This window comes from Brevibacillus sp. SKDU10 (genome assembly GCF_001645205.1).
Classification (GTDB): domain Bacteria; phylum Bacillota; class Bacilli; order Brevibacillales; family Brevibacillaceae; genus Brevibacillus_B; species Brevibacillus_B halotolerans.
On the sequence record NZ_LSSO01000113.1, the window covers coordinates 120,867 to 144,456 of the forward strand.

General features: G+C 47.5%; 29 protein-coding genes and 1 pseudogene. 27 read left to right on the plus strand and 3 right to left on the minus strand.

What is annotated here, in order from left to right:
• Positions 1 to 197 precede the first annotated feature (197 nt).
• Positions 198 to 1,058 carry a helix-turn-helix transcriptional regulator gene (locus AYJ08_RS07110; protein WP_064017134.1) on the plus strand — a complete coding sequence of 287 codons (861 nt, stop codon included), beginning with the start codon at positions 198 to 200 and terminating at the stop codon, positions 1,056 to 1,058.
• 262 nt (positions 1,059 to 1,320) lie between these two features.
• Here the strand turns inward: AYJ08_RS07110 and AYJ08_RS07115 are convergent, their stop codons facing one another.
• Positions 1,321 to 2,067 (minus strand): hypothetical protein, encoded by a 747-nt coding sequence (locus tag AYJ08_RS07115; RefSeq protein ID WP_064017135.1) that lies wholly within the window; start codon positions 2,065 to 2,067, stop codon positions 1,321 to 1,323.
• 1,128 nt (positions 2,068 to 3,195) lie between these two features.
• Between AYJ08_RS07115 and AYJ08_RS07125 the strand changes: the two genes are divergently transcribed.
• From AYJ08_RS07125 to terL, 3 genes are read left to right on the plus strand one after another with little or no spacing between them, the layout of a single operon-like run.
• Complete coding sequence (locus tag AYJ08_RS07125) at positions 3,196 to 3,831, plus strand: LAGLIDADG family homing endonuclease (RefSeq protein WP_157452831.1); 636 nt, start codon at positions 3,196 to 3,198, stop codon at positions 3,829 to 3,831.
• 18 nt (positions 3,832 to 3,849) lie between these two features.
• Entirely contained in the window at positions 3,850 to 4,305 is a 456-nt protein-coding gene (locus AYJ08_RS07130) for a phBC6A51 family helix-turn-helix protein (RefSeq protein ID WP_064017138.1), read from the plus strand.
• Positions 4,306 to 6,006: a phage terminase large subunit gene (gene terL, locus AYJ08_RS07135; protein WP_064017139.1), complete on the plus strand. Its 1,701-nt coding sequence runs from the start codon at positions 4,306 to 4,308 to the stop codon at positions 6,004 to 6,006.
• A 115-nt stretch (positions 6,007 to 6,121) separates the two neighbouring features.
• Here the strand turns inward: terL and AYJ08_RS07140 are convergent, their stop codons facing one another.
• Positions 6,122 to 6,307: a hypothetical protein gene (locus AYJ08_RS07140; protein ID WP_064017140.1), complete on the minus strand. Its 186-nt coding sequence runs from the start codon at positions 6,305 to 6,307 to the stop codon at positions 6,122 to 6,124.
• 20 nt (positions 6,308 to 6,327) lie between these two features.
• A complete protein-coding gene (locus tag AYJ08_RS07145) occupies positions 6,328 to 6,885 on the minus strand; it encodes a hypothetical protein (protein WP_064017141.1) in 558 nt (185 codons plus the stop codon).
• A gap of 66 nt (positions 6,886 to 6,951) precedes the next feature.
• Between AYJ08_RS07145 and AYJ08_RS07150 the strand changes: the two genes are divergently transcribed.
• The 23 genes and pseudogenes from AYJ08_RS07150 to AYJ08_RS07255 all read left to right on the plus strand — a co-directional run.
• Positions 6,952 to 8,511 carry a phage portal protein gene (locus AYJ08_RS07150; RefSeq protein WP_231929036.1) on the plus strand — a complete coding sequence of 520 codons (1,560 nt, stop codon included), beginning with the start codon at positions 6,952 to 6,954 and terminating at the stop codon, positions 8,509 to 8,511.
• On the plus strand, positions 8,511 to 9,338 hold the full coding sequence (locus AYJ08_RS07155; protein WP_064017142.1) for a phage minor capsid protein: 828 nt from the start codon (positions 8,511 to 8,513) through the stop codon (positions 9,336 to 9,338). Before AYJ08_RS07150 ends, AYJ08_RS07155 begins: the two co-directional genes overlap by 1 nt.
• A 72-nt stretch (positions 9,339 to 9,410) precedes the next feature.
• Positions 9,411 to 10,106: a phage scaffolding protein gene (locus tag AYJ08_RS07160; RefSeq protein WP_064017143.1), complete on the plus strand. Its 696-nt coding sequence runs from the start codon at positions 9,411 to 9,413 to the stop codon at positions 10,104 to 10,106.
• Between the two features lie 62 nt (positions 10,107 to 10,168).
• Positions 10,169 to 11,287 (plus strand): SU10 major capsid protein, encoded by a 1,119-nt coding sequence (locus tag AYJ08_RS07165; RefSeq protein WP_064017144.1) that lies wholly within the window; start codon positions 10,169 to 10,171, stop codon positions 11,285 to 11,287.
• An 11-nt stretch (positions 11,288 to 11,298) separates the two neighbouring features.
• The gene (locus AYJ08_RS07170; RefSeq protein WP_064017145.1) at positions 11,299 to 11,517 is read left to right on the plus strand and encodes a hypothetical protein; all 219 of its coding nucleotides are present in this window, start codon (positions 11,299 to 11,301) and stop codon (positions 11,515 to 11,517) included.
• An 18-nt stretch (positions 11,518 to 11,535) separates the two neighbouring features.
• Positions 11,536 to 11,919, plus strand: a complete 384-nt coding sequence (locus AYJ08_RS07175) for a hypothetical protein (protein ID WP_064017146.1) — start codon at positions 11,536 to 11,538, stop codon at positions 11,917 to 11,919.
• 9 nt (positions 11,920 to 11,928) lie between these two features.
• Positions 11,929 to 12,288, plus strand: a complete 360-nt coding sequence (locus tag AYJ08_RS07180) for a hypothetical protein (RefSeq protein ID WP_231929044.1) — start codon at positions 11,929 to 11,931, stop codon at positions 12,286 to 12,288.
• A gap of 2 nt (positions 12,289 to 12,290) precedes the next feature.
• Positions 12,291 to 12,707: a hypothetical protein gene (locus tag AYJ08_RS07185; protein ID WP_064017148.1), complete on the plus strand. Its 417-nt coding sequence runs from the start codon at positions 12,291 to 12,293 to the stop codon at positions 12,705 to 12,707.
• 13 nt (positions 12,708 to 12,720) lie between these two features.
• Positions 12,721 to 13,167 (plus strand): hypothetical protein, encoded by a 447-nt coding sequence (locus AYJ08_RS07190; protein WP_064017149.1) that lies wholly within the window; start codon positions 12,721 to 12,723, stop codon positions 13,165 to 13,167.
• Between the two features lie 257 nt (positions 13,168 to 13,424).
• Positions 13,425 to 14,219 carry a phage tail sheath subtilisin-like domain-containing protein gene (locus AYJ08_RS07195; RefSeq protein ID WP_231929037.1) on the plus strand — a complete coding sequence of 265 codons (795 nt, stop codon included), beginning with the start codon at positions 13,425 to 13,427 and terminating at the stop codon, positions 14,217 to 14,219.
• 14 nt (positions 14,220 to 14,233) lie between these two features.
• A complete protein-coding gene (locus AYJ08_RS07200) occupies positions 14,234 to 14,680 on the plus strand; it encodes a phage tail tube protein (RefSeq protein ID WP_064017151.1) in 447 nt (148 codons plus the stop codon).
• A 19-nt stretch (positions 14,681 to 14,699) separates the two neighbouring features.
• Positions 14,700 to 15,065, plus strand: coding sequence for a phage tail assembly chaperone (locus AYJ08_RS07205; RefSeq protein ID WP_064017152.1), 366 nt, complete (start codon positions 14,700 to 14,702; stop codon positions 15,063 to 15,065).
• Positions 15,066 to 15,237: 172 nt separating this feature from the next.
• Entirely contained in the window at positions 15,238 to 17,217 is a 1,980-nt protein-coding gene (locus AYJ08_RS07210; RefSeq protein WP_231929038.1) for a phage tail tape measure protein, read from the plus strand.
• 8 nt (positions 17,218 to 17,225) lie between these two features.
• Positions 17,226 to 17,903, plus strand: a complete 678-nt coding sequence (locus tag AYJ08_RS07215; protein WP_231929045.1) for a LysM peptidoglycan-binding domain-containing protein — start codon at positions 17,226 to 17,228, stop codon at positions 17,901 to 17,903.
• Positions 17,900 to 18,967 carry an XkdQ/YqbQ family protein gene (locus AYJ08_RS07220; RefSeq protein ID WP_064017153.1) on the plus strand — a complete coding sequence of 356 codons (1,068 nt, stop codon included), beginning with the start codon at positions 17,900 to 17,902 and terminating at the stop codon, positions 18,965 to 18,967. Before AYJ08_RS07215 ends, AYJ08_RS07220 begins: the two co-directional genes overlap by 4 nt.
• The gene (locus AYJ08_RS07225; RefSeq protein WP_064017154.1) at positions 18,930 to 19,373 is read left to right on the plus strand and encodes a DUF2577 domain-containing protein; all 444 of its coding nucleotides are present in this window, start codon (positions 18,930 to 18,932) and stop codon (positions 19,371 to 19,373) included. The genes AYJ08_RS07220 and AYJ08_RS07225 overlap by 38 nt, the downstream gene beginning before the upstream one ends.
• Positions 19,363 to 19,782 carry a DUF2634 domain-containing protein gene (locus tag AYJ08_RS07230; RefSeq protein ID WP_064017155.1) on the plus strand — a complete coding sequence of 140 codons (420 nt, stop codon included), beginning with the start codon at positions 19,363 to 19,365 and terminating at the stop codon, positions 19,780 to 19,782. Before AYJ08_RS07225 ends, AYJ08_RS07230 begins: the two co-directional genes overlap by 11 nt.
• Positions 19,779 to 20,858, plus strand: a complete 1,080-nt coding sequence (locus tag AYJ08_RS07235) for a baseplate J/gp47 family protein (RefSeq protein ID WP_231929039.1) — start codon at positions 19,779 to 19,781, stop codon at positions 20,856 to 20,858. Before AYJ08_RS07230 ends, AYJ08_RS07235 begins: the two co-directional genes overlap by 4 nt.
• A gap of 16 nt (positions 20,859 to 20,874) precedes the next feature.
• Positions 20,875 to 21,243 (plus strand): annotated as a pseudogene (locus tag AYJ08_RS24895) (putative phage tail protein); the annotation flags it as partial.
• Between the two features lie 63 nt (positions 21,244 to 21,306).
• Positions 21,307 to 21,429, plus strand: coding sequence for a hypothetical protein (locus AYJ08_RS24735; RefSeq protein ID WP_255365454.1), 123 nt, complete (start codon positions 21,307 to 21,309; stop codon positions 21,427 to 21,429).
• Positions 21,430 to 21,711 carry a hypothetical protein gene (locus AYJ08_RS07245; RefSeq protein WP_064017158.1) on the plus strand — a complete coding sequence of 94 codons (282 nt, stop codon included), beginning with the start codon at positions 21,430 to 21,432 and terminating at the stop codon, positions 21,709 to 21,711.
• Entirely contained in the window at positions 21,711 to 21,983 is a 273-nt protein-coding gene (locus tag AYJ08_RS07250; RefSeq protein ID WP_064017159.1) for a hypothetical protein, read from the plus strand. Before AYJ08_RS07245 ends, AYJ08_RS07250 begins: the two co-directional genes overlap by 1 nt.
• A partial coding sequence (locus AYJ08_RS07255) for a glycine-rich protein (RefSeq protein ID WP_231929040.1) occupies positions 21,984 to 23,590 on the plus strand: 1,607 nt, incomplete at its 3' end.

Sequence of the window (23,590 nt, forward strand, 5' to 3'; positions counted from 1 at the left end):
AACACTTCTGCCCGCTTTAATTAGTATTTCGGGTAAATCATACGGTGGGGGAGCGATTGAATGCGGGTAGTTTTTGACTGGCGAAATCTTCTATTGTGGGGTATTTCCTTCGTTTCAACTATGACAGTGTTCTGCTTTGGACCGTTTACGATATTTCGGAACAAGAGAGTAAAGCTAATAAAAAGGGGAGGTCGCGTATGAGTACTACTTTCGATCGCACGTACCATCCCGAGACCGGCGAACTAGGCACGTTTGTCCCAGACGGTTCTCACGTGACTATACAAACGGATGCACAACGGGAAGCAACCCGTCAGCATTTCGAACGTGAACGAATGAAGCTGACCTATCGTGGGTTAAATTGGGTCGCGTGTTATCACGAAGCTATACTCGGAATTATACGAGATTTAACGTTAATAGAGGCGGGAGCACTTATAAAGCTGCTTCCGTTTTTGCGTTTTAAGAGCGAGGGCAAGCTCGTACAGGACGGCAAGCCGTTAAAACAAACGGACATTGCACGACTATTAGGACGAGGTAAGAAAGCGACTATGGCGATTCTACAACGATTAGAAACGCTCGGCGTCATAACATGCGAAAAAGAAGGCCGCACCAACGTGTATTACATTAGCGTCGATTTCCATTCGATGGGCAACGTAATAGATGGCGCATCCTTTACGAAGCTATACCAAGTGAAGGCTCGCGAGATTGCGGAGGAGCTAACGCTTAGTGAGCTCGGCTTCCTATACAAGATACTGCCGTTCTTCCACTATCAAACGTATTATCTTTGCGACAATCCAGACGAGGAGAATCCGGAGGTCATTCGTCACTTGAACCGTGAGCAATTGGCTGAACGAGTGGGACACGATATACAGACGGTATATGAGCTCGTGAATAAACTCCGTAACAAAGGCGTAGTGCTGACGACAACAAGTGGTAAGACAACGAATTATCTCGTCCATCCAGACGTTATGTTCCGGAAAGAGTACGAAGATGAGTATACGAGAGTCGTGCGGAGGATGTTCGAAGAACACCGGATTCGGCAGGCGAAGAAATTTGCTTAGGTCAAAACGATACCTTTTACCCCGTTTGCTTAGGTCAAAACGACACCTATTGAAAGTGAGAATAACGCTGTAATGGCGGGGCGGAAGGCAGTTTTTGTGGATTTTCTTCTCTTTATCTTTAGAGACGTGTGACATCGGCTAACGCCGAGCTTCGGCAAACAAGTTGCCTCGCTATCATCTTTCATCGCGAACAAAGTATAGAAGTAATTACAACGCGGTAGAAGATATTGATACCGAGGCGGCTTGTCCGCTGAAGGAGAGTTTAACTAGAAGGGATTTTCTCTTGTTCTTTTATTTGAATGATGCTTTGTATAGTAATCCGGTTAATTATTATTTGTGCTGATGGACCTATCGAGGAGAGCATGCAGTTGTTCCTTTCATGTGGTATGACTTTAATTTCAAAATTTTTGTCTCTAGTTATAGACTTAATAGAAACAGTAAGTACCTCTCCATTAGTAAAAACAAAGATAAACTGGTTTAAAGGGTGAGAATTTAGCTCGCTGTACAACATGCCTCTAAAAATAACAACTGATGTAGCAAGAATAGCAAGACCTAATATCAAACTAAATATAAGCTCTGCCATACTGCCAAAAGTAATTGAATTTCCATTGAGTATTTTTTCAACAAGTTTTTTTAAAGAGCCTATGACCCCTACTGCGGAAGCAAGCGTTAGACAAAATCCAAACAACCAAAATATTAATGGTGAGATACGTGTAACTTTTCTAAGGCTAACTAAAATGACTATTAAAAAGAACAATATAATAAATAAGTACACCACGACAGCCATTTCCTTATTGTAGTACGATACTGCGCTAGCTATTAAAATTAATAAGACACACGATAATGTAAAAATTTTAAAATCTTGATTCTTTAGGAACTTAAAACTGAGAAGTTCACGTTCAACTTTTTCTAATTCCGTTTCGTTCTCAAATAACTTCCTTAGAATAAACGGGGCTATGAAGAGAAAAGTTGATCCTCCGAGTTTTGATAGGAATGAATAATCTTCCATTGATTAATTTCCTTTCTATAGATTTGTATGTACTGACTACTTTATAAAAATTGGGTAATTTAAGCAATTGAAAATACAGACGCGGCGCCGCTCGATGGTTCCGCGTTATTTCTTATTGGATCGGAAAGGAGGCGGTAGTACACGATGCTCTTCGGACCTAATTTCTACGCTAAGATCGCGTTAATGTTAATCGGAGTTCTTACGGCAATGCTCGTAGGAATCGTACTTCTAGCGTGGGGTATCAGTGTGTTATTCGCGCTGCCTTATTGGGCGTGTTTGGGTGGACTAATTCTACTTATAGTAATAGCTTTATGGCTACGGAAAGGAGACGGATAAATGGGCAAATCGGTACACGTTCCTACCCGTCATTAACCCGCGTCATAATATAGAAGGAACTAGGGGGCTACCAGAAACGAAACGTACCGATTGAACCGTAATTCCAACCCGAAAATATCCGCACGAGCGTTCCACGCGTGACCCGTCCAAAAACTTCAACCCGGATGCATACGGCATTCACAGTAACCAGTCGTTATACGACCGTATTCAACCCGTGTTCGTACTAGATATTGATATACACTCGATTATGTCAACTACATAACGTATGGTTAAAATGGAAAATCGCATATTGACGGGGTTTACGTGTGCGAACAAGTGTTTACCGATGATATATTATCGGACTCAAACGTGCGTTCGGTTACAGTCGTATGCAACGTTTATGCATTTCACGGATACCCCCAAGGCGGGTGTACGATCCCTCACCGTCAGGTTCCGAGCGTTTTCTTACAAGTTTTTAACCTCCGGGTCTAATCGAATACACCTCGAATTTAAACGGAAGCTACCGGTTGCCTATCGGTGGCTTCTTTTTACATTCGATGACGTAAGATCGACCGTGCTGGCGATTAGCTACCGCCAGTTAGACCGCGACTCCCCGGGTAACGGTCGTTTTCTCATGTGGAGTCAATAGGCGAAGGGGAGGCGATACATATACGAAAATTAACGAAAAGTAAACTATTGCCTGATGTTATAGGAAGACGGTACCTTGCGGGTGAATCGTCGGTAACACTAGCACGAGATGCCGGGGTTTCTGACCGTCAGATACGTCGAATCTTAGTAAAGCACGGAGTAAAAATGCGCAGGGCTGGTAAGACTCCAATTCACGACGTAAACATAGAATTTTTCAAGCTATGGACGCCGGAAATGGCGTATGTCCTAGGATTTATTGTTACTGATGGGTGCATCTCTCAAAATCAAATAACGATTGCACAAAAAGAACGCCACATCCTCGAAAGCATCGCGGACATTATGGGCGCAACCAATCCTGTTACTGAACGAAGTAACAACGGTGGAAGAACGACCCTATTCACGCTTAATATCTGTCGTACGGAAATGGTGAATGACCTTGCAAAGCTCGGCATCTCCTCTCGAAAATCACTTGTAGTTCCGTTTCCCAATGTCCCCGATGATTTAATGCCACATTTTCTTCGCGGTGTCATTGATGGCGACGGATGGGTTCATCATAAAGGTTATACAATGAGCGTTATTTCAGCCTCGCCGTTATTTGCGGAGAGGCTTTTTGACGTACTAAGCGACCGTGGATTCAACACAAGAGTGGTGATCGACTGCTCCAGAAAGACAACGTACTACCGCGTTTATGTATCAGGTAAAGAAGATATCTACCGATTAGGCAAGTGGCTTTATTGTGATTGCGGGCATCTTTACTTACCAAGAAAACGTGAACGTTTCGAATATCACAACGCATCCTAACGAAAGGAGAACGATATAATGGCAAAAGATTTACGTAAATTAGAAGCGAAATTAACTCGTGAACAAATAACGGCCGCCCAATTACTCGCAATTAACAACTTCCTACCGCGTAACCCCGATGATGGCGAACAAGGACGATTAACTCTCGACGAGATTGCAGAGCAGGCAAAGTGTTCAATTAGTGCTCTTTATAAATGGCGTCATCACAATCGTGATTTTATTGCGTACACGAATGAGTTATCGGCAGACGCGTTTATGTCACATCTTCCGCACATCATGGAGAAACATCTGGATATGACGCTTAAAGGGCAAGGCTCAATGAAAGGGATTGAGCTGTTTTATAAATTTGGTGGACTCCTTATTGATCGTCAGGAGGTCAAAACGGAAGAGGGCTCTACAGTTCAGTCGCTTGAAGACCGTCTAGCCCGTTTGAAGGAACGTGCGGACTCGTTGAAGAGGGAAGGTGACGAGTGATTGGCGTTCCTCAATGGTGAATGGCATGATCGTCCGGCGCGACAGCTCGAAATTGACCGTCGTATCGAACTCATTGCTCAATATAAGCGGCTGGCTGATGTAGGCGATTTAACGGACTATGACGTTGATCAATGGGAGCTACTTGACGAGGAGCTAACGAAGCTCCAGCGGGTTCATGCGTGCGAATACGACATGTTACTGTTCATGTACGAGTACTTTTCGGAGGCGCGAAACCCCGGTAACCAAGACAATTTAATACCGGCGGGTACGGACTATAAAGATGCGGCCGATTTCCATCGGGAACTATGCAGACTTCTCGATGAAATCACGAAGGGTAACGTCGAGGAAAATGTAGCTTGGTCGGTAGGCCGCAGACATGCGAAAACAGCGTATCTTTCCAATGGTTATTTGTGTAAGAACGTGGCCTATCGACACAAGCGCTATATCGTAGAGATATCGGAAACAACCGATGTGGCCGGCGACTTTATCCAGTGGGCACGTAATCAGCTCGTTTTTAACCAAAAGTTACGTGAGGATTTCGGGGAATTGCTCCACGAGAAAAAATCGCTTAATGGTACGGATAACAAGTACGAATTCGTTACGACAACTGGTACGAAAGTAGAAGCGAAGGGCATGGGGACGCAAATGCGTGGTCTTCGTCACGGATCAGCGCGACCTGACTTATTTATACTCGACGACTTAGAATCCGGCGAGAACACGAACACTCCCGAATTGCGTGCGAAGAATTTGCATTGGTTCCGTTCGGAGATGTTGGAGGCGCTCGGTTTCGGCGGATTATGCGTTTACATGGGAACGATCGTACATTACGATTCGCTACTTAATCACGTATTAACGAAGCGTAAGGATTTTATCTCGCGTAAGTTTCCCGCGATTCTTTCGTGGACAGAACGAGAGGATTTGTGGGAAGAGTGGCGGAGGATTTACAACGAAGACGATTCCAACGCGAAGAAGAACGCCGACTCGTTCTATGAAGCGAATAAGGACGAGATGCTCCGAGGAACTAAAACGTTATGGCCGCGCTACACTTATAAGTTTTTCATGGAGAAGCGAGAGGCAATGGGCGCACGGGCGTTTAACCAAGAGTACCTCGGCAATCCGGTCGATGAGGAGTCGCAGATTTTTAATCCCGAAACATTCACGTACTATACGGAAGAAGACTTGCAAGGCCTGACGCTAGATTACTACTGCGGAATTGACTTCGCGATGGGTAAGGAGAAGGGCGACTACTCCGCAATTATTACAATAGGCCGTAATCGCGACACTGGCGTTTGTTACGTGACAGATGTGTTTCTTAAACGAGTACATCCCGACGTTCTACTGCAAGAAGTTGTTAATCGTTCACTTCAGTTTCAGTATGAGGGAATCGCGGTCGAGGCACAGCAAGCGCAGGAATGGTTTGCAAATAAACTGGCGGAAGAGTTACGGAGGAAAGGGTACCCCACACATCGACGGCTGAAGGAGATCAAACAACGAATGCGCAAAGCACTTCGAATAGAGTCGTTGTTGCCGGATATTCAGAGTGGGAAAATTCGATTTAAGCGAGATCAACGTCTACTGATCGAGATGTTCGAGATGTACCCGAATCATAATCATGACGATGGTCCGGACGCTTTGCACATGGCCTATGATGCTGCAAAACTCCGTAGAAAACGAGTAATAGACAAGCCAGTAGGATTGTAGTAGGAACGTGTAATATGTGGTAGCTAATCGCGTATGAAACGGAAAAAGTCGTTAGAGACAATCCGAAATGGTTGTAACTAACAACTTTAATGGACTATTAGTCAATAATGATTGCTTATTTAAGCTTGTCAACTTTTATCACTCTACGAAAATCCTCTGATGTTCCAGGCTCAAGTGCTTGATCTAGCACGAGCCTCATAGTAATGGTTGTGTCATCATCTTGATGAGAATCATTTGGGGTTGAGGACTCATCGTCTTTAGGTAGATGATCCCAACTTCTCAACCAGTTGTCGTTTGCCATGTGCATTCACCTCCTCTCTTTTATATTGTAGAAATAATGTTAAGTAATAAAAATGAGATAAGTAATAAAGTGAAATTTACAAAGATAGAGTAGACACCCTTTTTAAAGAGATTTTTTTTACTATGGTTAGCTATTATAGTTTGTTTTAGAGAGTTTTGATAAACAATTGATAAATCTAGTGCTAATTTTTCCTCTTTTTCTTTTGAAAGCTTGTCTAAATTCTTCGTAGTTAAATCAATACGTAAATATTCGCGAGTGTCTATAGCTTTAATGAAATAATAAAAAGTAAATCCAAAGGATATCAAAGGGAAAAGTAATGAAATAATAAAAATAATAGTATAGATGAAATGAGATTGAATTTTATTTAAGATAGTAAAATTAAAATTATTAAGGAAGAAAACTAAGATAACACCAACAAATCCCATCAAAACTCCCGATCTAGTCTCGATTGTTTTCTTACTATCCACTTCTAAATCGTTCTCTTTTTGTAAAATAGAAAGAAGGAGTTTCGAAGAAAGGGTTTCGAGGTGTTGGCTTTGGGCTGGGTCTTCCGTTGGTTTATTTTTAATTTCTGGCATAAAGTATTACCTCCAATTAATGGCTCTTATTAAGGAGTATATCACAAGTAAGGAACAAATTAGGAGATGATGATTACGATTAAAATGTTCTACTCTGGCGCACAGTTCCCACCTTCACGCGACATTGAACGCCTGTCCAAATACTACCGTGGTCGTAAGATTTTTGACGGCAAGCAAGCGGAAGTGCTCGAACGTGCTACCGAAATCCTAAAGGATACGCCGCACGCGCCTCAATTGTCTAAGCTCTATATCGCGGTCAACCTGATGGACGTGCTACTAACGAAGCCGGCCGATTTGATGTTCGGTGAACCTCCATCGTATGAATCCGGCAAGCCTGACTCCTCCATCGAGCAGCAACGACTGACCTCTGTTGTTGAGGAAAACGATTTGAACGTTTTGGGTCACGAGATAGTTACCGGTGCTGGGATTCGAGGAGACGCGTTCATCAAGACGTACTATGCTCCGAGGCAGGATTTATCGGAAGTGCCCGATGGTATCGAAATCAAAGTGAAACCTGAGCCGATTATCGAAGCGGTTGACCCGTCGAACGTCTTTCCGGAGCTATCGAAAGGATCGCGAAAACGATTCAAGGCGATTAATATTGCATGGGTCGAGTGGGTGACGGAGACAAACGGATTAATAGAGTCAATCGTAGAGGGCTCGAAGACAACACAGACTCCCTACCTTAACGTCGAGCGCCACGTTCCGGGGGCAATAATCTACGAGAGGTTCCAGCTACATCCTAAATCGGTAGATACGAGGTATGAAGCGCCTATTCAAACGTTCACCATTGGGGACGCGGTAAGTACAGGACGCGAGAAAGACGTTGTTGCAACAGGTCTCTCTCACATGGCAATCTATCACATCCCGTACAAGTCTACTGATACCGATTGGCAGGGAAGTAGCGGCATTGAAAAGATAGAATCGGTACTGGCCGCGATTAACGATAGACTGGTTCAGATTGACTACATCCTGTGGAAACACAGCGATCCAACTGCGTACGGGCCCGATTTAGGTGAGCCCGACGTACGATTCAGTGGGCGCTATATCCCCGTAGCTGAAACGGAGGTTACACCCGGGTACATGACGTGGGATTCGCAGTTAGATGGCGCCTTCAAGGAGCTAGACGTTTTACTAGGCATCGTATTCCAGATGAGTGAGACCCCGCAGTGGCTATTCGGTACGACATTAGCGGAGGACAAAGGTGGAACCGGAACGTCACATACCGATGGATCAGCGATAAAATCACGTTTTATGCCGATTCTATCAAAGGTTAAACGGATAAGAGCCCACGTTGACCGTGCTTTTCGTGACGCGTTGTACTCATCGCAGATACTAGAGAACTTTGCGAATGACGGCGTAGAGGGCTTCGATTCGTATGCGCCAGCGTACCCAACTATTCGCTGGAAGGACGGCATACCTCGTGATGAGAAAGAGATCGCGGAAACTATGTCATTGCGAACCGGTGGCAAGCCTACTATAGACGTTCGCTCCGCGATCAAATACATGGACGAAGTAGACGACGAAAAAGCTGACGAGATTATAGCTCGAATTGAGGAGGACGAAGAAGCCGCAAACGGGACGGTGGACTCGTCCATTTTTAATGATGAGGGTGGTGAAGAGTAATGCGACAACCACCGATGCCCAACTATGACTACGAAACTGAGAAACTAGTTCGCGCATACAAGCAAGCCGTGGAGGATATATTCCGTGAGCTAGACCGGCTTGATATCACGTCGATTTCACGGGACAACGGGATTGCAGCTCTAAGCGAAGTCGCTCGCATACTATCCGTATTGGACAAAGAATCTGCGGAATGGGTTCGAGTAAACGTACCCTTAGCGGCCAGCAATGGAATAGCAGACGCTATCTATGTACTAGGAGCCGCATCAACGATTGAGGAAGCCCGTTCAATAGCGAGGTTCAACCGAATGAACAAGGCAATGACTAACGCTGTAATAGCGGATACGCAAGAGGACCTACTTGCGGTGACAAGAAACGTAAAACGAAGAGTACGGAACGCTGTACGCAAGGTAACCGCAGAATCTATGCGAGCAAACATGGCAAAGGGAGTAAACGGTAGACGTACAATCAATCGCGATACACTAACGAGGCTCCGTAAGACACTAGGGGATTCCCTCAATACCGGAATTATTGATGCGGCGGGAAGACGATGGAAGCCGGAAGTTTACGTCGATATGGTCACCCGTACGAAGACGATGTTTGCACACATGGAAGGAACGATAAACGAAGCCGTTGCACGCGAAGTATACTACGGCAGGATTTCGAGGCATGGGGCAAAAGATGCTTGCCGGCTTTGGGAAGGTCGGATCGTTAAGCTGACGCCTGATGCACCCGGTGATTATCCATATCTTGAAGATTTAAGAGGACGACGGGATATTTTTCATCCTCGCTGTCGTCACTTAGTCTCTCCGGTTAGAAACCCGGAATAGTGTTTGGCCTTACGAAATGGCGAAAAACTTTCGGAACTTTATAGCCGACGGGCTTTAAGCGGGAGGTATCGAATGACTGACACACTTAAACTTTTATTTCCGATGAATCTGCAAACTTTTGCGGAGGATGACACAGAGGAACAGGTCCCAACAACGGACGATTCCGTAGAAACACCAAAAACCTTCACGCAGGAAGAGCTAGATAGGATTGTCGCGGATCGAATCGCACGTGAGCGTAAGAAATCGGAAAAATACGCTGATTACGACGAGTTGAAAACGAAGCTCGCGGAATACGAACGAGAACAAGAAGAGAAGCAACGATCTGAGATGACCGAGATCGAGCGATGGAAAACGGACTATGAAAAGGAAGCCGCGGCAAAACAGGCACTGGAACAAAGTGTTGCCGAAATGGAAGCTAAGTACCGACAGGAAAAAATTCGTAACGCTTTTATTACTGCGGCAACTAGCGCGAATATCGCTCACATCGACGACGCCTACATCCTCGCGTCAACTGATTTATCTAAAGTAACGTTCGATGAATCTGGTAATGTGGTAGGGATGGACAGCGTAATACAGTCTTTAGTTGAGACTAAACCGTTTCTTATTGCCCAAACAAAAAAGGAGCCTAGTACGATTGGCGGACCATCTGGATACGGACATGAGACGGGAGTTAAAACACTCGAGGCACAACTAGAGGAAGCAAAGAAGAAAAAAGACTTTGGTAAAGTCTTAGAACTGTCCAATAAGCTAAGTCAATTACGTAAGTAACTACACCACCGGCCTATTAGCGGTGGTTTTTTAATACCCAAAAACAAGGAGGAATCCCATTAATGCTATTTACTTATGATTTTAAAGACCAAGTACGTGAACTATCAGCCGGTATTGATTTAATTATCAATGACGCACCTACTCTATTAGGTTTGGTAGGTCTTAATGGCGAGCCACTAACGCAGACGAAATTTGAGTGGATGTCAGATAACCTCAACTCGAACCGCGCCAATGTAAAGGTAGATATTACGGATACAGATACCCAATTGGTGGTGAACGATGGTGACGGTGAGAAATTCCGCATTAATGCAATCGTGGTAGCTGGCGAAGAGTACATGAAAGTGACTGCCGTTGCCGGCGACGAGGTTACTGTAATTCGTGGATTTGACAGTACTACGGCGGGGGCTCTAAAAGCCGGAGCAGAACTCCGCATCGTAGCTCGTCCTCAATTACAGGGTGCCGGTGTAGGTCAAGACGAGGGTCACGATCGCTACGTTGATGATAACTACACGCAAATCTATGAGCGTTATGCATCCGTCTCCAATACGCAAATGGCAGTTCGCACCCACAATGTAACTGACGAATTAAACTACCAAGTCGAGTTACGCTTGAAAGAGATGTCCCGTGAGATGAACGATACCTTGATCTACGGTCGTAAAATTATGGGTAACAAAGGTACGCCGAGCATGAGCGGTGGTCTGTTGTATTACGCGGATAAGAAGGGCGCTGCTAAAAAGAACCTGAGCGGTAAAGAGATTGACGCAAAGGTCATCAACGATTTGATGGAGGAAGTTTATTTGCGCGGAGGTAACGTTAACACGATCCTTACGAACACTGCGGGCGCACGTCAAATCTCGAAACTAGCATCTAATACAATTCGCACTGAGCGCCAAGATACCACGACTGGGCACCGCATCTCTACGTTCGTTTCTGACATCGTAGGTGGCGGTGAAGCGACTATTATTGTTGATCCGAACTTCCCGAAAAATAAGGTAGCGCTGTTCGATCGAACTATCTTGTCGATGCATCCGTTGCAAGGCCGTGCGCTGTACGATGTAGATGCAGGCGTACCGGGAGCTGACTTTGTGGCTCGTCAAATTCGCGGTGAGTACGGAGTGAAGGTAAAGAACGCAAAAGAGAAGATTGCGATTCTTGAAAATATCTCCACATCGGTATCGTAAGGAGGTAACAAATGGCTGATTATAAAGCATCCCCGTTCTATGAAGTCGATAGCGGCGATGTCCGCGTAAAGTTTAATTTCTTCGGTATGTATTCAACCGAAAAAGAAGATGAAATTGCTACGTTAGACGCGTTGGTCCCCGCATGGATCAAGCGTACAGATGACACAGCTCATACGGAGGAACCCGTCGCACAGCCCGCCAAAAAGGGACGCGGCAAAGCCTCCGAATAAAAACGGAGGTGTTTCCCTATGTCGTTATCAATCGAAGCCGCAGACGATTATATTGACGTAAATGTTATTGATATCGAAGATTGGACGGACTGTGACGAAGCGAGAAAACAACGGATAATTAACGTCGCGTCACGTACACTAAAGTCCACATATCCGAAATATACGATACCGGATTCGGCTGTATATGAGTTCGCGGCAGTGTTGGCCCGAGAGTTTAACGATACGTTACGGCAGGCTCATAACGGGGTCAGCTCGTTTTCGTTATCTGGCGTAGCCTCCTTTACATTCCGCGACAAGCCGAGAGAGCTAGTCGATCTGATACCGCCAATAAGTCGTGAACTAATCGGGGCGGAAAACGACGTGAAGCTCGGAAGTCGCGGCGTAGGATGGAGCGTGTTATAAAAAATGCCTATGGTGCCGATGCACAACAAAATAACGGTTTACCCTGCGTTGTTAGATGACGAGGGCAATCCGAAGACAGACGAATGGGATCGACCGGTATACGGCGATCCTTTTTCGTTGAGTTGCCGGATACAGGAGAAGACGAAGCTTGTTCGGGCACAAACGAATCAAGGCGGTGTGCACGGCGTTACCTCGCAGGAAGTCGTGTCCTCTGCGCAGGTGCTTTGTGACAAGCTTGCGCCTATCACAGACCAAGACCGGATCGAGTTTACCGACGAGCTCGGCAGAGTACGTCAATATAGCCCGTTAGCTATTGAGATTAAGCGTAATATTGGCGGCAAGCCTATCTTAACGGAGGTGTCACTCTAACTATGGAACTCGAGTTTGACATGCGGGCATTTAAGGACGCGATTAGGCGAACGCCCGAGATCGTATTCGCCGCAACCAAACGCGGTATGCACGATGCTATGGACGAATGGAAAGCGGAGTCAGTAGACGTTGCTCCTTTAGACAAAGGTACGTTACGGCGCGGCATTAGTACGGAAGTTCGTCAGAAAAACGGTGAGGTAAGCGGTGAGATTTCGGCCGTTGCGATGGAAAGTACGCCCAAGTGGCCGAATTTTAATTACGCTTACTACATTCACGATGTAAAAGGCGATATTAAGAACCCGACAACTCCCTGCACTGTCGCTAAGTTTATAGATGCTCCGGCTGATGAACGTAAGCAGAAGTGGCTAAAAGACATTGAAGACGGAGTAAAAGCGGAAGTACAGAAACTAGGTTTTTAACGGAGGTGGTACGTTGTCCGCACTTGTTGAACAGGAATCAGTAGGCGAGTTTATAAAGGAGGCCTTTCCCTCGATCGCGCTGAAATACGAGGTACCTGACAAGCCCGTGAAAAATAACGTAGTCGTCCGGCTCCTGTCCTCCGATTCAGAGTCCGAGACGCGTTATCACTACCGGATTGATCGCGACTATCAGATCGTGGTATACGGTGTTGACGCGCAGGATGTCCTAGCGAAAATGGGCGTGATCGAACGTAAAGCAAACGATGGAATTACATTGATCCCAATGAAAGACTCGAAGCGGTATATCCGTATCGGGTCTTTTTCTTTTTCTACGGCATTTAAAACGGAGGGCGGCCTCTACGCACGATTAGGCGTGCTATCAACGGAGGTACGCGAGGCAAGAACGCAAGAACAGTACGACAAGATTATGCACGTATACGGGCGACTTGAAGCCCTATAAAAGGAGGTAACGCTATGGAATGGGACCCACTTAACGAGCCGACCCGTCCCGGGCTCTATCTAATGTACGTGGAAGCCGCGGCATCACAGATTCGAGGCGGTGCTCGTGGTATCGTTGCAATTCCACTTATGAAGTACGGAGCAAAAGCCACAGAAAAGACGTTCTACAAGATTGAGACCGAAAAGCAAGCGGTTGACTTGTTCGGCGTCACCAATATTCAGTCCATTCGTTTCGTATTGCAAGGCGGCGCAAAGCAAGTGCTCGTATACACTATGCCGAAGGAGCAGACGGCAGAGGCATTTATTGAGATGCGCGATTCCTTTGATACACGAACATTTAACGTGTTTGCATACGACGGGGCTGTGGATTCGGCTGAAATAGACGCGACAGTAGCGTGGGTAAAACGCAATCGTACGGAAGGCAAACATTTTGTATACGTCACGGGTGGTACGGCGGCTGACGATGCTGACCCGAAAGTAGGGAACGCGCGAAGTAAGAAGATAGCGGATAGCTACGTAGCTAACCTGATTGTCGGCGGCGTAGTCAACGGTAAGGAGTACCCGTCTTGTGAGTACGCGACGTACATTGCCGGCTTAATCGCAGGTACACCGATCAACAAGTCGATTACGTACGCAAGACTACCGTTAGACGACGTTAACAAGCGTCTTACGAACGCGCAGATCAACGAAGCACTCGAAGCGGGCTCGCTTGTCCTCGTACACAACGGTGATTACGTGATCGTTGAAAAAGGACAATTAACGAGTGGTGCCAAGATACGTAAGATTCGCGGACGACAGGCGATTAATACGGATATCGTGAAAACGGCCGCGAGCGACTACATTGGGAAAATAGATAACAATCGAGACGGGCAGGCGGCGCTGATTGCGGCGATCAAAGCGTACCTAGAACTGCTAGGCAAGTCGAATGTTCTTGAAGACCCCGTTGTAACGTTAGACCCCGAATTTGAATCGAAGGGAGACGCGGTATATTTGTACATCGCCTATATAGAGACCGATAGTATGGAACGCATCTTCCTACGAATCCACGTATAGGGAGGTAAGTATAGATGGCGAAAAATTTACTAGAATCCAACCGCGTCCTAAGTGGTTCGTTCGGCGAAATCTGGATGGACGGCGTGTGGCTGGCGAACTTCAATGCGGGTGAGTTATCCGTCGAGATTCAATACGAAAAGATTAAGCGATCCGGTAGTCGTAAAGCCGGGAACAAGCCGATGAGTATCGAGTGTACCGGTTCTATTCGCGGATACAAGATATCGTCCGCATTTGCTCGTAAGATAGGACAAATCATGGACGACCGTAGCGGGGCCTTCGTTTGCCAGCTCGTTATGAAACTCGATGATCCCGAAGCTTACGGTGCCGAGCGAGTACTCGCAAAAGGCGTTCAGTTTACCAAGATTGATGTAATGAAATTTGAACATGGGGCACCCGTTGAGACGGAGTGGCCTTTTGTTTTTGAAGATTACGAGTTCCTGGATTTCATTGAGGAAAAGTAAAAATTAGGAGGACGATTACATGACAGACGATCTATTAAAAGCCTTGCTTGATGCCGACAAAAGACCAGAAAAAGACGTGCAAATGAAACGATTTGGGACGTTCCGTATTCGGGCACTTGACGATCAGGAAATCGAGGATATCGAAGAAAGAGCGACGTTTGGTGAAACGGTTGACCAGACCAAGAAAGCCCTATTGATGATCCAAAAAGCAACAGTTACCCCTGACTGGTCACACCCGGATTTGCTCGCGAAATATGAGACGCAAGACCCTGTAAAGGTCGTTGAAAAGACACTACTCCCGGGTGAAAGGGTTAAGCTGTTCACGGAGATATTAAAGCTTTCTGGTTACGACTTAGGCGCTTCGGTTGACCAAGTAAAAAACTAATACGCGCGGGAGGCGAGGCTTTCGTTATACACACGATATTCCAACGACAAGGCCTCCCGCCGGCCTACATTTATAACGCACCTAGAGGTGAACGTATCTTTATGTACGCCTCCACAGAGGTGGCCGTCGAAGACGAGATTGCGGCGTTGAATAGGGAAGGGAGCGGTTAATCATGGCGTTTGATCTAGTAGGCCGATTACGGATTGTGGACGCGATGACCCCGACCCTCCGCCGAGTGTCTTCGGAACTCGACCGGACGAACTTATCGGTGAAAAAAGTTGCCGCAACTACCGGCTCCTTTCGTAATTCTCAGAATGCCGCCACTCAATCGTTGAGGAATTTCTCGGGTGGCCTGCCGAATCTTCTCGGACAGCTCAAAATGGTGGCGGGCGCAGTAGTCGCTGTAGGTACGGCCTTTGACGGAATCAAAACGGCGGCCGACTTTGAAAGTTCGATGTCCCGTGTTGCAGCCCTTTCCAACGCTAGCGCCGGAGACCTTGCGAAACTAACCACGAAAGCGAAAGAGCTCGGCGCCTCTACGGTATTCAGCGCAAGTCAAGCCGCCGAAGGTATGCAGTTCCTCGCGATGGCGGGCTATAAAACTAACGAGATAATCGCGGCTATGCCCGGGCTTCTCGACGCGGCCGCGGCTGGCCAAACTGACCTCGGAACAACCGCCGATATCGTTTCGAATATCCTTTCCGGCTTTGGGATCGCGGCAGGAGAGACGGGACGGGTTGCGGATGTACTCACGAAGGCGTTTACGTCAGCTAACGTTGACCTTCAAATGCTTGGTTACACCATGAAGTACGCGGCTCCATGGGCGAAAGCGCTCGGCGTGTCGTTAGAAGAGACAGCGGCCGCGGCGGGTATTCTCGGTGGTGCCGGTATACAAGCGGAACAGGCGGGTACTACGTTACGGGGACTGTTCGCTCGTTTTGCGAAACCTCCGAAAGAGGCCGCAGAGGCACTGGATAAGCTCGGCGTTAAGCTGTTTGATAGCGGAGGCAAGATGAAATCGCTTGCCACGATCCTCGAAGACCTCCAAAACGCGATGAAAGGCATGACCAGCGAACAGAAAACGGCGCTTGCTGGTATAATCGCGGGCATGGAAGCCGGTAGCGGTTTTTTGGCTCTGATGGATACCGGTCCCGATAAACTACGTAAATTCACGAAAGAGCTGGAGAATAGCGCAGGTACAAGCGGAAGGGTAGCGAAAGTTCAAACCGATAACTTCAAAGGGGCGGTTGATCAACTAAATTCCGCGCTAGAAGGGCTAAAGATCGAAGTGTTCACCCCGTTACTTCCTACCTTAAAGGACCTCGCGGAAAAGGGAACGAATGCGGCCTCCGTCTTCAACAAGTGGCTCGGAAGTAAAGAGGCGGAACGGTGGGGGAAAACGACCAAGGACGTACTCGAAGTCGTTGGTCCTTTGATTGTCGGAGCTACTACGGCATGGGCGACTTATAAGGCCGTGATGCTAACGGCAACAGCCGCACAGTGGGCGTTTAATACCGCAGCTAGCGCTAACCCGATAGGGCTTATAGTCGTCGGAATAGGTACGTTAATCGGCGCGGGGTATCTACTGGTAAAGAATTGGGAGACTGTGAAAGAAGCAGGCCATTCCATGTGGGTTACTATCAAAAACGGGTTCGCGACCGGAGTTAACTGGGTTATTGGGAAATTGAACACGCTAATTGACGCGATGAACCAAGCATTCAACGTAAAACTACCGGACTGGATGGGCGGTCAAGAATTCGCGGTCAATATCCCGAAAATAACCGAAGTTGAAATGGATTACTCGATTCAACAAGAGAAGATGAGAGATTTTCGCGAGCGTCGCAATATAGGCGTTGGGGACGACGGCTCTCACTACAGCGGCCTTGATTACGTACCATTCGACGGATATTATGCGCGCCTACACAAAGGCGAAAGGGTAATGACTGCGGAGGAGAATCGAGCCAGCAAGGAAGAAGCGTCTAAGTCACCGTCTGATAGACGAAAACCTGTGAACGATGGTGATAGCCCTAGTAGACAAGCGAGCTTTACCTTTACGGGGGACATCATCATTCAAGGCTATAACGGAGACTTAGAGACGGTCGCAGACAAACTACTCTCGATCATGGCGCGTAAAATTAACGAGCAAGTGTAAACGAGGTGATGACGATTACAAACGGTATTCAATTCTGGCTCTCTTACAATAACGGGGCGGAACGCCTGCAACTTCCGGTTAATCCGGAGTCTATTAAAATATCGAGCGATTTCGGCTATCAGGACGTTGAAGTCTCGCACTTAGGTGAATTTACCGTTATCGGGGACCCCAAGTTGCGAGATTTTTCGTTTTCATCGTTCTTTCCTCGCGACTACCATCCGTCCTATTGCGAGTACGAAGGCTTTCCCGATCCGTGGTCAGCAAAAGAGATGCTAGAGAGGTGGCGCGACTCCCGGAAGCCGTGCCGCCTGACGATTACGGGAACCCCGATTAACTATGCGGTCACCATACGCAAGTTCGATATCGTGCCCGAAAAACATGGGGCTCCCGGCGACATCTACTACGATCTCGACCTCAAAGAGTACAAGTTCGTAAGCATCCGTCAAGTCGACATGGGCGCGAAGAAAGGCAACGGTACAGCAACGACGGCAAAAGTGAAAAAGGCTGCCGCAAGGGGCGGTAAGAAAGAGATTCCGAGGCCATATGTCGTAAAGAAAGGCGATTGCCTATCTGTGATCGCGGCTAGATACGGACTTAAAACACGGGATATCTACGCCAAGAACAAAGTCATTGTCGGTCCCGATCCAAACAAAATAAAGCCGGGTCAGAAGTTGGTGTTAGTATGACGTGGGAAGTACATTATGATGGTGCGCCTATGGTTGTTCAAAGTGCTACGTGGTCCGGCGATATTACACAGCCGGCCCGCACCTTAGAGGTATCATTCGTCAATACGGTGGACGGCCGTAAGAAAGCTGTCCCCGTAGAACTCGGCAAGGAGCTACGTCTCTACAGTAATGGACGTGAACTATTCCGGGGCCTAACATTTAAACACAATATCAATGATCGCGGGATCATGAGCGTTACGGCATACGACGATAATATCTATCTTGCGAAGAATCAGGACACGCAGATATTCCGTGGAATGAAGGCGAGTGCCATTGCGCAGAAACTATGCAAACAGTTCGGAATTGCAGTCGGCAAAATTGACGATACGGGCTACGTAATACCAAAGCTCGTACTGCGTAATAAATCCATATGGGACATGATGATAACAGCGCTAACGGTTACGCAGAAGCAAACCGGACGGCGCTTTTTTATTTGCTCGAAGGAAGGCAAGTTTAATCTATTGTCCCGAAAAGAACAGCCTGTCCGGTGGGTACTCGAAAACGGCGTTAATATACTGGACGCGTCATACTCGCAGTCGATCGAAGAACTACGAACGCAGGTCAAGGTGACAGGTGGGGACGACAAGAAAAAGCCGTTGGTGGCTGTAGTTAAAAACGACGCACTCATAAAACGGTTCGGCATCATGCAACACCTCGAAAGTGCTGACTCGGATAAAACCCGATCCCAAATCGAGCAGTTGGCGAAACAGCTCCTAAAAGACCTCGGAACCATACACGATGAGGCAACCGTCAACGCGCTAGGGATTGACACAGTGTACGCGGGGGTAGGCGTCTACGTACAAGAGTCAATGACGGAGATAATCGGGGGCTATTACGTTTCGACCGATAGTCACACGTTTGAAAGCGGCAAGCATACGATGTCACTTACGTTAAGTGCGACGGACGATCTTCCAACGTTGAAATACGATCCACCACCGGAAGACAAGCCGAAGAAGAAAAGAAAGAAACGAAAGGGGCGGAAATCTGTTGTCGACGAAATCCTCAAAAAGACTCCAAGAGCCTAGTCGGCTGGAAGGCGGAGGCCCGAGCCAGTTTCGACAACTCATTCAACAGATCGGATACAACAAGGATGTGGATATCGAGCTTGGTACTGTCGTTGCTCCTCCGCCAGCTATACGAGTTACAGTCGATAACGATGAAAAGCTCGAACTGTTAGCGGAAGACCTGATCGTTGCGGAGCATCTGACGCGACATAAACGGAAGGTTACGCTAACCAGCGAGACAGTGCGCGAAGTTATGACAAGAGCAGGCTATACGCCCCATGTGCACGATATCACGGAGTTGATTATCGAGGGCGAGATCGAGTTTACCGACGAATTGAAAGCGGGCGATCGCGTCATCATCCAGTCTATTGACGAGGGCCAAACGTATGTCATACAGGATCGGGCGGTGATCTATAATGGCGCTTAGTCCGTTGCAACGGCTAGAGGATCGAGTGATCCAATCGGAACCGGAAGTCCATCCAACGTTAACTTATTCGCTGGACTTCAATACTGGCGATATTGGTGGCATGATTGACGGCGAAGCGGCTGTCCGTCAATTTATCAGCAAGGTTATTATGACGGCGCGGTTCAGGTTTCCAATCTACTACGACGGCGAGTACGGTTGTGAACTCATAGACTTAATCGGGCAAGATTTGCCGATAGAGCTTTTACGGTCGGAGATACCTCGTGTCATAACTGAGGCATTGATTTATGACGATCGAATAGACGATGTATACGACTTTGAGATAGAACGAGAGGCGGACAAATTGACCGTCTCTTTTTACGTTGATACGACGGATGGGATGACGTTAGATGTCTTAGAGGAGGTGGTGTGACATTGTACGAACAACAAACGCGTGAGACGATCCTTGAACGGATACTCGAAAGGTCTCGGCCGGACGTAGACAAGCGGCCCGGGGCGATCTTGTATGATGCGACGGCTCCCGTGTCGCCCGAGCTAGAGGCGTTGTGGCTAGAGCTAGACGCGGTGTACGATAAAGGATTCGCGATAAAAACTGACGGTACCTTGTCGTCTTACAACGAATGGCTGACACGTAGATGTGCCGAATTAGGCGTCTACCGAAAGCCCTCCGAAAAGGCGAAAGGTACCGTTACTATTTACGGCTATGAGAATACGGAAATCCCCGTAGGTGCCGAAGTGTCTACGGACGGTGACGAGCCGATTTATTTCGAAGTCACGGAGTCTGGCGTCATTTTAAACGGTACAGTAACGTTAGCCGCGAAAGCTATTGAGGGCGGCAAGTCGGGTAACGTCGGTGCTGGCGAAATCAAGCTAACGCAGGGCAATATCACAGGGATAACCGGCGTAACGAATGAGCTACCTTTCGAGGGCGGTATTGACGAAGAATCAGACGATGCCTTACTTGAACGGTACCTCGATCGCGTCCGAAAGCCTATTACGTCGGGCAATCGTCATCATTACCGGAAATGGGCGCTTGATGTCGTTGGTATCTCTGATGCGCGAGTATACGAGGTGTGGGACGGGCCGGGGACGGTAAAAGTCGTCTTGCTTGACGATCGGAAGCGGGCACCCTCCCAAGAGCTAATCGACAAGGTAGCGACTTACATCGAAAAGGAGCGACCTGCATGTGCGGAAGTGACGGTCGTTGGTGTAGCCGAAATACCGATCAATGTAGCCGCAAAGATAACGTTAGTGAACGGCCATACCATCGAAGAGGCCCGCGAAGAAGTGACGAAAGCACTGACGGATTATCTCGGTAAGCTCGCGCTAGTTGACTCAGTTGTACGTTTTACACGGGTTGCCGGCGTGATTGGAGGTGCGGCTTCGGTACTTGACTATGCCGATCTGACCGTCAATGGTACGGAGGAGAATATAACGATAGGCACCGATTCAATCGCGGTACTAGGGACGGTGACACTCAGTGAATGACGTAATTAAGCGCCGGATGCTCGACTCATTACCAACGATCCACTACGGAGAATCGCGACACATAAAGAACATAATTGAGCGAGAGTCAGAAGAGTTTGCGTTATTGCACGAGGGGATTCGGGACATAACCGATCAATTCTTCTTGGATACGGCAACGTGGGGGCTTGCTCGATGGGAAGCCGTTGTCGGAGTGCCCACTGATCTGACCAAACCGATCGAACAGCGACGTTCCGTTATCAAGTCTAAGTTACGTGGTACGGGGACGGTTACATTAGCCGTACTCGAATCAATTGCCGATGCGTTCTTCCCCGACGCCACGGCCGAGGAGGAACCACGTAAGTATACGGTCATTATCGTAATTGGCGGCGATATCCCACCGAATCTATACGATGCTTACGTTGCCCTCCGTGAAATGGCGCCGGCTCATGTCGATGTGGTACTCGCGCCCATGCCACGGGAAGTAATCGAAGTGGTCGATAAGGTAACGGTAAATCTACGGCGATATCGGACGATTGGCGAACTGCGTGTCGGGGATACGATCGGTAAGGAGCAGCGGGAGGTGACGTTATAGATGGACGGAAGATATCTCGAAAGGATTGCGGAGGATATCGCTACTCGCGCGACTTCTATTGTTCTTAATAATCAAACGGTACCTATTCGGAGCATTAGCCGGAATGGGGCAGCGGTGACTGTACGTACGGAATCAGTCAAGGGGATTACGCGAGTTTCTTCATTAAGACTGTACGATGAATCGGGCGGGCTGATTGCGGAGAGGCAGGCGGACGTTCCGGTTAGCGATGGGCAGCGTTTGGAATTTCGATTCAATTTTGCTATTCGAGAGGGGGCGCGTTGATGTCGTATAACGCACGGCTTGATTGGGAGTTCGAAGATGATATTACGGAGGGCGACGTCAACAGATGGGAAAAAGGAATAGCTGATGCGCACAAGATTCTGGAACAGCATACAGTGGCTATTTCGGCTTTGCAGATTGATGTGAAGACGATAAAAGATGCGGTGTTTAACAACTTCACGGACAATGTGTTCTTTGAGAACTTTGCAACATTGGACGACATTACACTGACAGAGGGATGGTATGACGAGGCTAATAAAAGGCTGGTGGTGTAGATGGCAACTTATGGTGGTTCTGTTTATCTGGGGACACTGCGAAATAAAACGACTGTAATCCCCAGACCGATACGACCTTGGCAGTACGGTGAACCGTACAAGGGGGCTGGTAACGGTAATATTGCTGATTTTAGAACAGACTCAGTTATTTCGAATTGGAATATCGGTGATTCTGATGCTAATCTTGATAATCAATTACATTGGCACAAGATCATAGATGGAAGTAAGACGTTACTTATCTGTGATAGAGTAATTCTTACCGCTATCACATGGGACGATCTCAATAGTGATAATCGTATATTTGGAAAGACGATAACAATTGATGGCCGGCAGTTTAAGCTAAGGGTATTAACTGTTGGGTCTAACTACCGTGGACATCCCAGAGAAGGAGGATTACCAAAAGATAATGAATGGGATCGGTTTATTACTAATGAGGATGCAATAAGTGGAATTCCGTCACCTGTAGAATCCGATATTGATGATTTACCATTAGGCAGTACAGACAGATACAGCCCTCACAACATATTTTGGAATTGGATGGCTATTTACTCATGGGGGCAAGAAGACGCTTCTGTAGGCGGAAAGGCTTGTCGCGGTGAGCGTTCGGCTAGATTTTGGAGTAATGGCTTTAGTTATAGTAGAGATGACTGGCGTGGTTGGCGCCCTGTACTCGAAGTTTTAAATCAAGCGCCTACTCTAGCACTCACGTCTCCATCCGACAACCAGCCCTTAACCGAGAACCAACGCATCAACATCGGCACCAACGATTTCACCGTATCTATCACTGCAAATGACGCCGATCCAGACGATACGTTGCAATACCAAGTTAAACTAAACAACGTGGTCAAACAGGCTTGGACTACGATAGCTAAGAATCAACCTGTTAGCTATACGTTTAAAAACGCTGATATTACGGCTGGATCAACACCGTTTACAGTATCTGTTCGCGATGATAAAGGGAACCAGACGGATTTTAACGGAGAGTTGACGAAAGGGAAAATCGGTAAGGATACGCAAGGTCGAACTACTTACACGTTTGAGTATACGGGTAAGCCCGAAATGTTTACAGTGCCTCCAAATACAACCAAACTTCAATTGGAATGTTGGGGGGCGCAAGGCGGTGGAGCAGGTGGTGGACTTGGTGGGTATTCAAGAGGAGCAGTCGCTGTTACAGCAGGGATGCTATTAAATATTTATGTTGGAAGTAAACCGACAGGAGTATATGGCGGATATAACGGCGGTGGGGACGGCGGAGCTAATTCCCTTAATGGGCAAGCTGGGAGAGGCGGCGGGGGTGCTACCGATATAAGACAAGGAGGTACTACGCTACTTGATAGAATCATTGTTGCAGGTGGCGGAGGAGGTGGATTGTCTGGAGGGCGTCGGGGTGGAGCAGGTGGAGGTGTCGTTGGAGGAGATGCGTACGGAGGCGAAATCTATAATGACGCTAAGGGAGGTACACAAACAGAAGGCGGGGCTAGTGGGAAAAATGGGGGAGAAGGTAAGCCACCCGCAGGTCTCGGTCAAGGAGGTACTGGTAATTACGGAACAAGTACCTCCTACCCTATCGACGGAGGTTCTGGAGGAGGGGGAGGTTACTACGGCGG

What these genes read in the sequence shown, in the direction of transcription:
- AYJ08_RS07110 (WP_064017134.1), top strand. Translation starts at nt 198, where the DNA reads ATGAGTACTACTTTCGATCGCACGTACCATCCCGAGACCGGCGAACTA.
- AYJ08_RS07115 (WP_064017135.1), bottom strand. Translation starts at nt 2,067, where the DNA reads ATGGAAGATTATTCATTCCTATCAAAACTCGGAGGATCAACTTTTCTC.
- AYJ08_RS07125 (WP_157452831.1), top strand. Translation starts at nt 3,196, where the DNA reads ATGCGCAGGGCTGGTAAGACTCCAATTCACGACGTAAACATAGAATTT.
- AYJ08_RS07130 (WP_064017138.1), top strand. Translation starts at nt 3,850, where the DNA reads ATGGCAAAAGATTTACGTAAATTAGAAGCGAAATTAACTCGTGAACAA.
- AYJ08_RS07140 (WP_064017140.1), bottom strand. Translation starts at nt 6,307, where the DNA reads ATGGCAAACGACAACTGGTTGAGAAGTTGGGATCATCTACCTAAAGAC.
- AYJ08_RS07145 (WP_064017141.1), bottom strand. Translation starts at nt 6,885, where the DNA reads ATGCCAGAAATTAAAAATAAACCAACGGAAGACCCAGCCCAAAGCCAA.
- AYJ08_RS07150 (WP_231929036.1), top strand. Translation starts at nt 6,952, where the DNA reads ATGATGATTACGATTAAAATGTTCTACTCTGGCGCACAGTTCCCACCT.
- AYJ08_RS07155 (WP_064017142.1), top strand. Translation starts at nt 8,511, where the DNA reads ATGCGACAACCACCGATGCCCAACTATGACTACGAAACTGAGAAACTA.
- AYJ08_RS07160 (WP_064017143.1), top strand. Translation starts at nt 9,411, where the DNA reads ATGACTGACACACTTAAACTTTTATTTCCGATGAATCTGCAAACTTTT.
- AYJ08_RS07165 (WP_064017144.1), top strand. Translation starts at nt 10,169, where the DNA reads ATGCTATTTACTTATGATTTTAAAGACCAAGTACGTGAACTATCAGCC.
- AYJ08_RS07170 (WP_064017145.1), top strand. Translation starts at nt 11,299, where the DNA reads ATGGCTGATTATAAAGCATCCCCGTTCTATGAAGTCGATAGCGGCGAT.
- AYJ08_RS07175 (WP_064017146.1), top strand. Translation starts at nt 11,536, where the DNA reads ATGTCGTTATCAATCGAAGCCGCAGACGATTATATTGACGTAAATGTT.
- AYJ08_RS07180 (WP_231929044.1), top strand. Translation starts at nt 11,929, where the DNA reads ATGGTGCCGATGCACAACAAAATAACGGTTTACCCTGCGTTGTTAGAT.
- AYJ08_RS07185 (WP_064017148.1), top strand. Translation starts at nt 12,291, where the DNA reads ATGGAACTCGAGTTTGACATGCGGGCATTTAAGGACGCGATTAGGCGA.
- AYJ08_RS07200 (WP_064017151.1), top strand. Translation starts at nt 14,234, where the DNA reads ATGGCGAAAAATTTACTAGAATCCAACCGCGTCCTAAGTGGTTCGTTC.
- AYJ08_RS07205 (WP_064017152.1), top strand. Translation starts at nt 14,700, where the DNA reads ATGACAGACGATCTATTAAAAGCCTTGCTTGATGCCGACAAAAGACCA.
- AYJ08_RS07210 (WP_231929038.1), top strand. Translation starts at nt 15,238, where the DNA reads ATGGCGTTTGATCTAGTAGGCCGATTACGGATTGTGGACGCGATGACC.
- AYJ08_RS07215 (WP_231929045.1), top strand. Translation starts at nt 17,226, where the DNA reads ATGACGATTACAAACGGTATTCAATTCTGGCTCTCTTACAATAACGGG.
- AYJ08_RS07220 (WP_064017153.1), top strand. Translation starts at nt 17,900, where the DNA reads ATGACGTGGGAAGTACATTATGATGGTGCGCCTATGGTTGTTCAAAGT.
- AYJ08_RS07230 (WP_064017155.1), top strand. Translation starts at nt 19,363, where the DNA reads ATGGCGCTTAGTCCGTTGCAACGGCTAGAGGATCGAGTGATCCAATCG.
- AYJ08_RS24735 (WP_255365454.1), top strand. Translation starts at nt 21,307, where the DNA reads ATGCCACGGGAAGTAATCGAAGTGGTCGATAAGGTAACGGTAAATCTA.
- AYJ08_RS07245 (WP_064017158.1), top strand. Translation starts at nt 21,430, where the DNA reads ATGGACGGAAGATATCTCGAAAGGATTGCGGAGGATATCGCTACTCGC.
- AYJ08_RS07250 (WP_064017159.1), top strand. Translation starts at nt 21,711, where the DNA reads ATGTCGTATAACGCACGGCTTGATTGGGAGTTCGAAGATGATATTACG.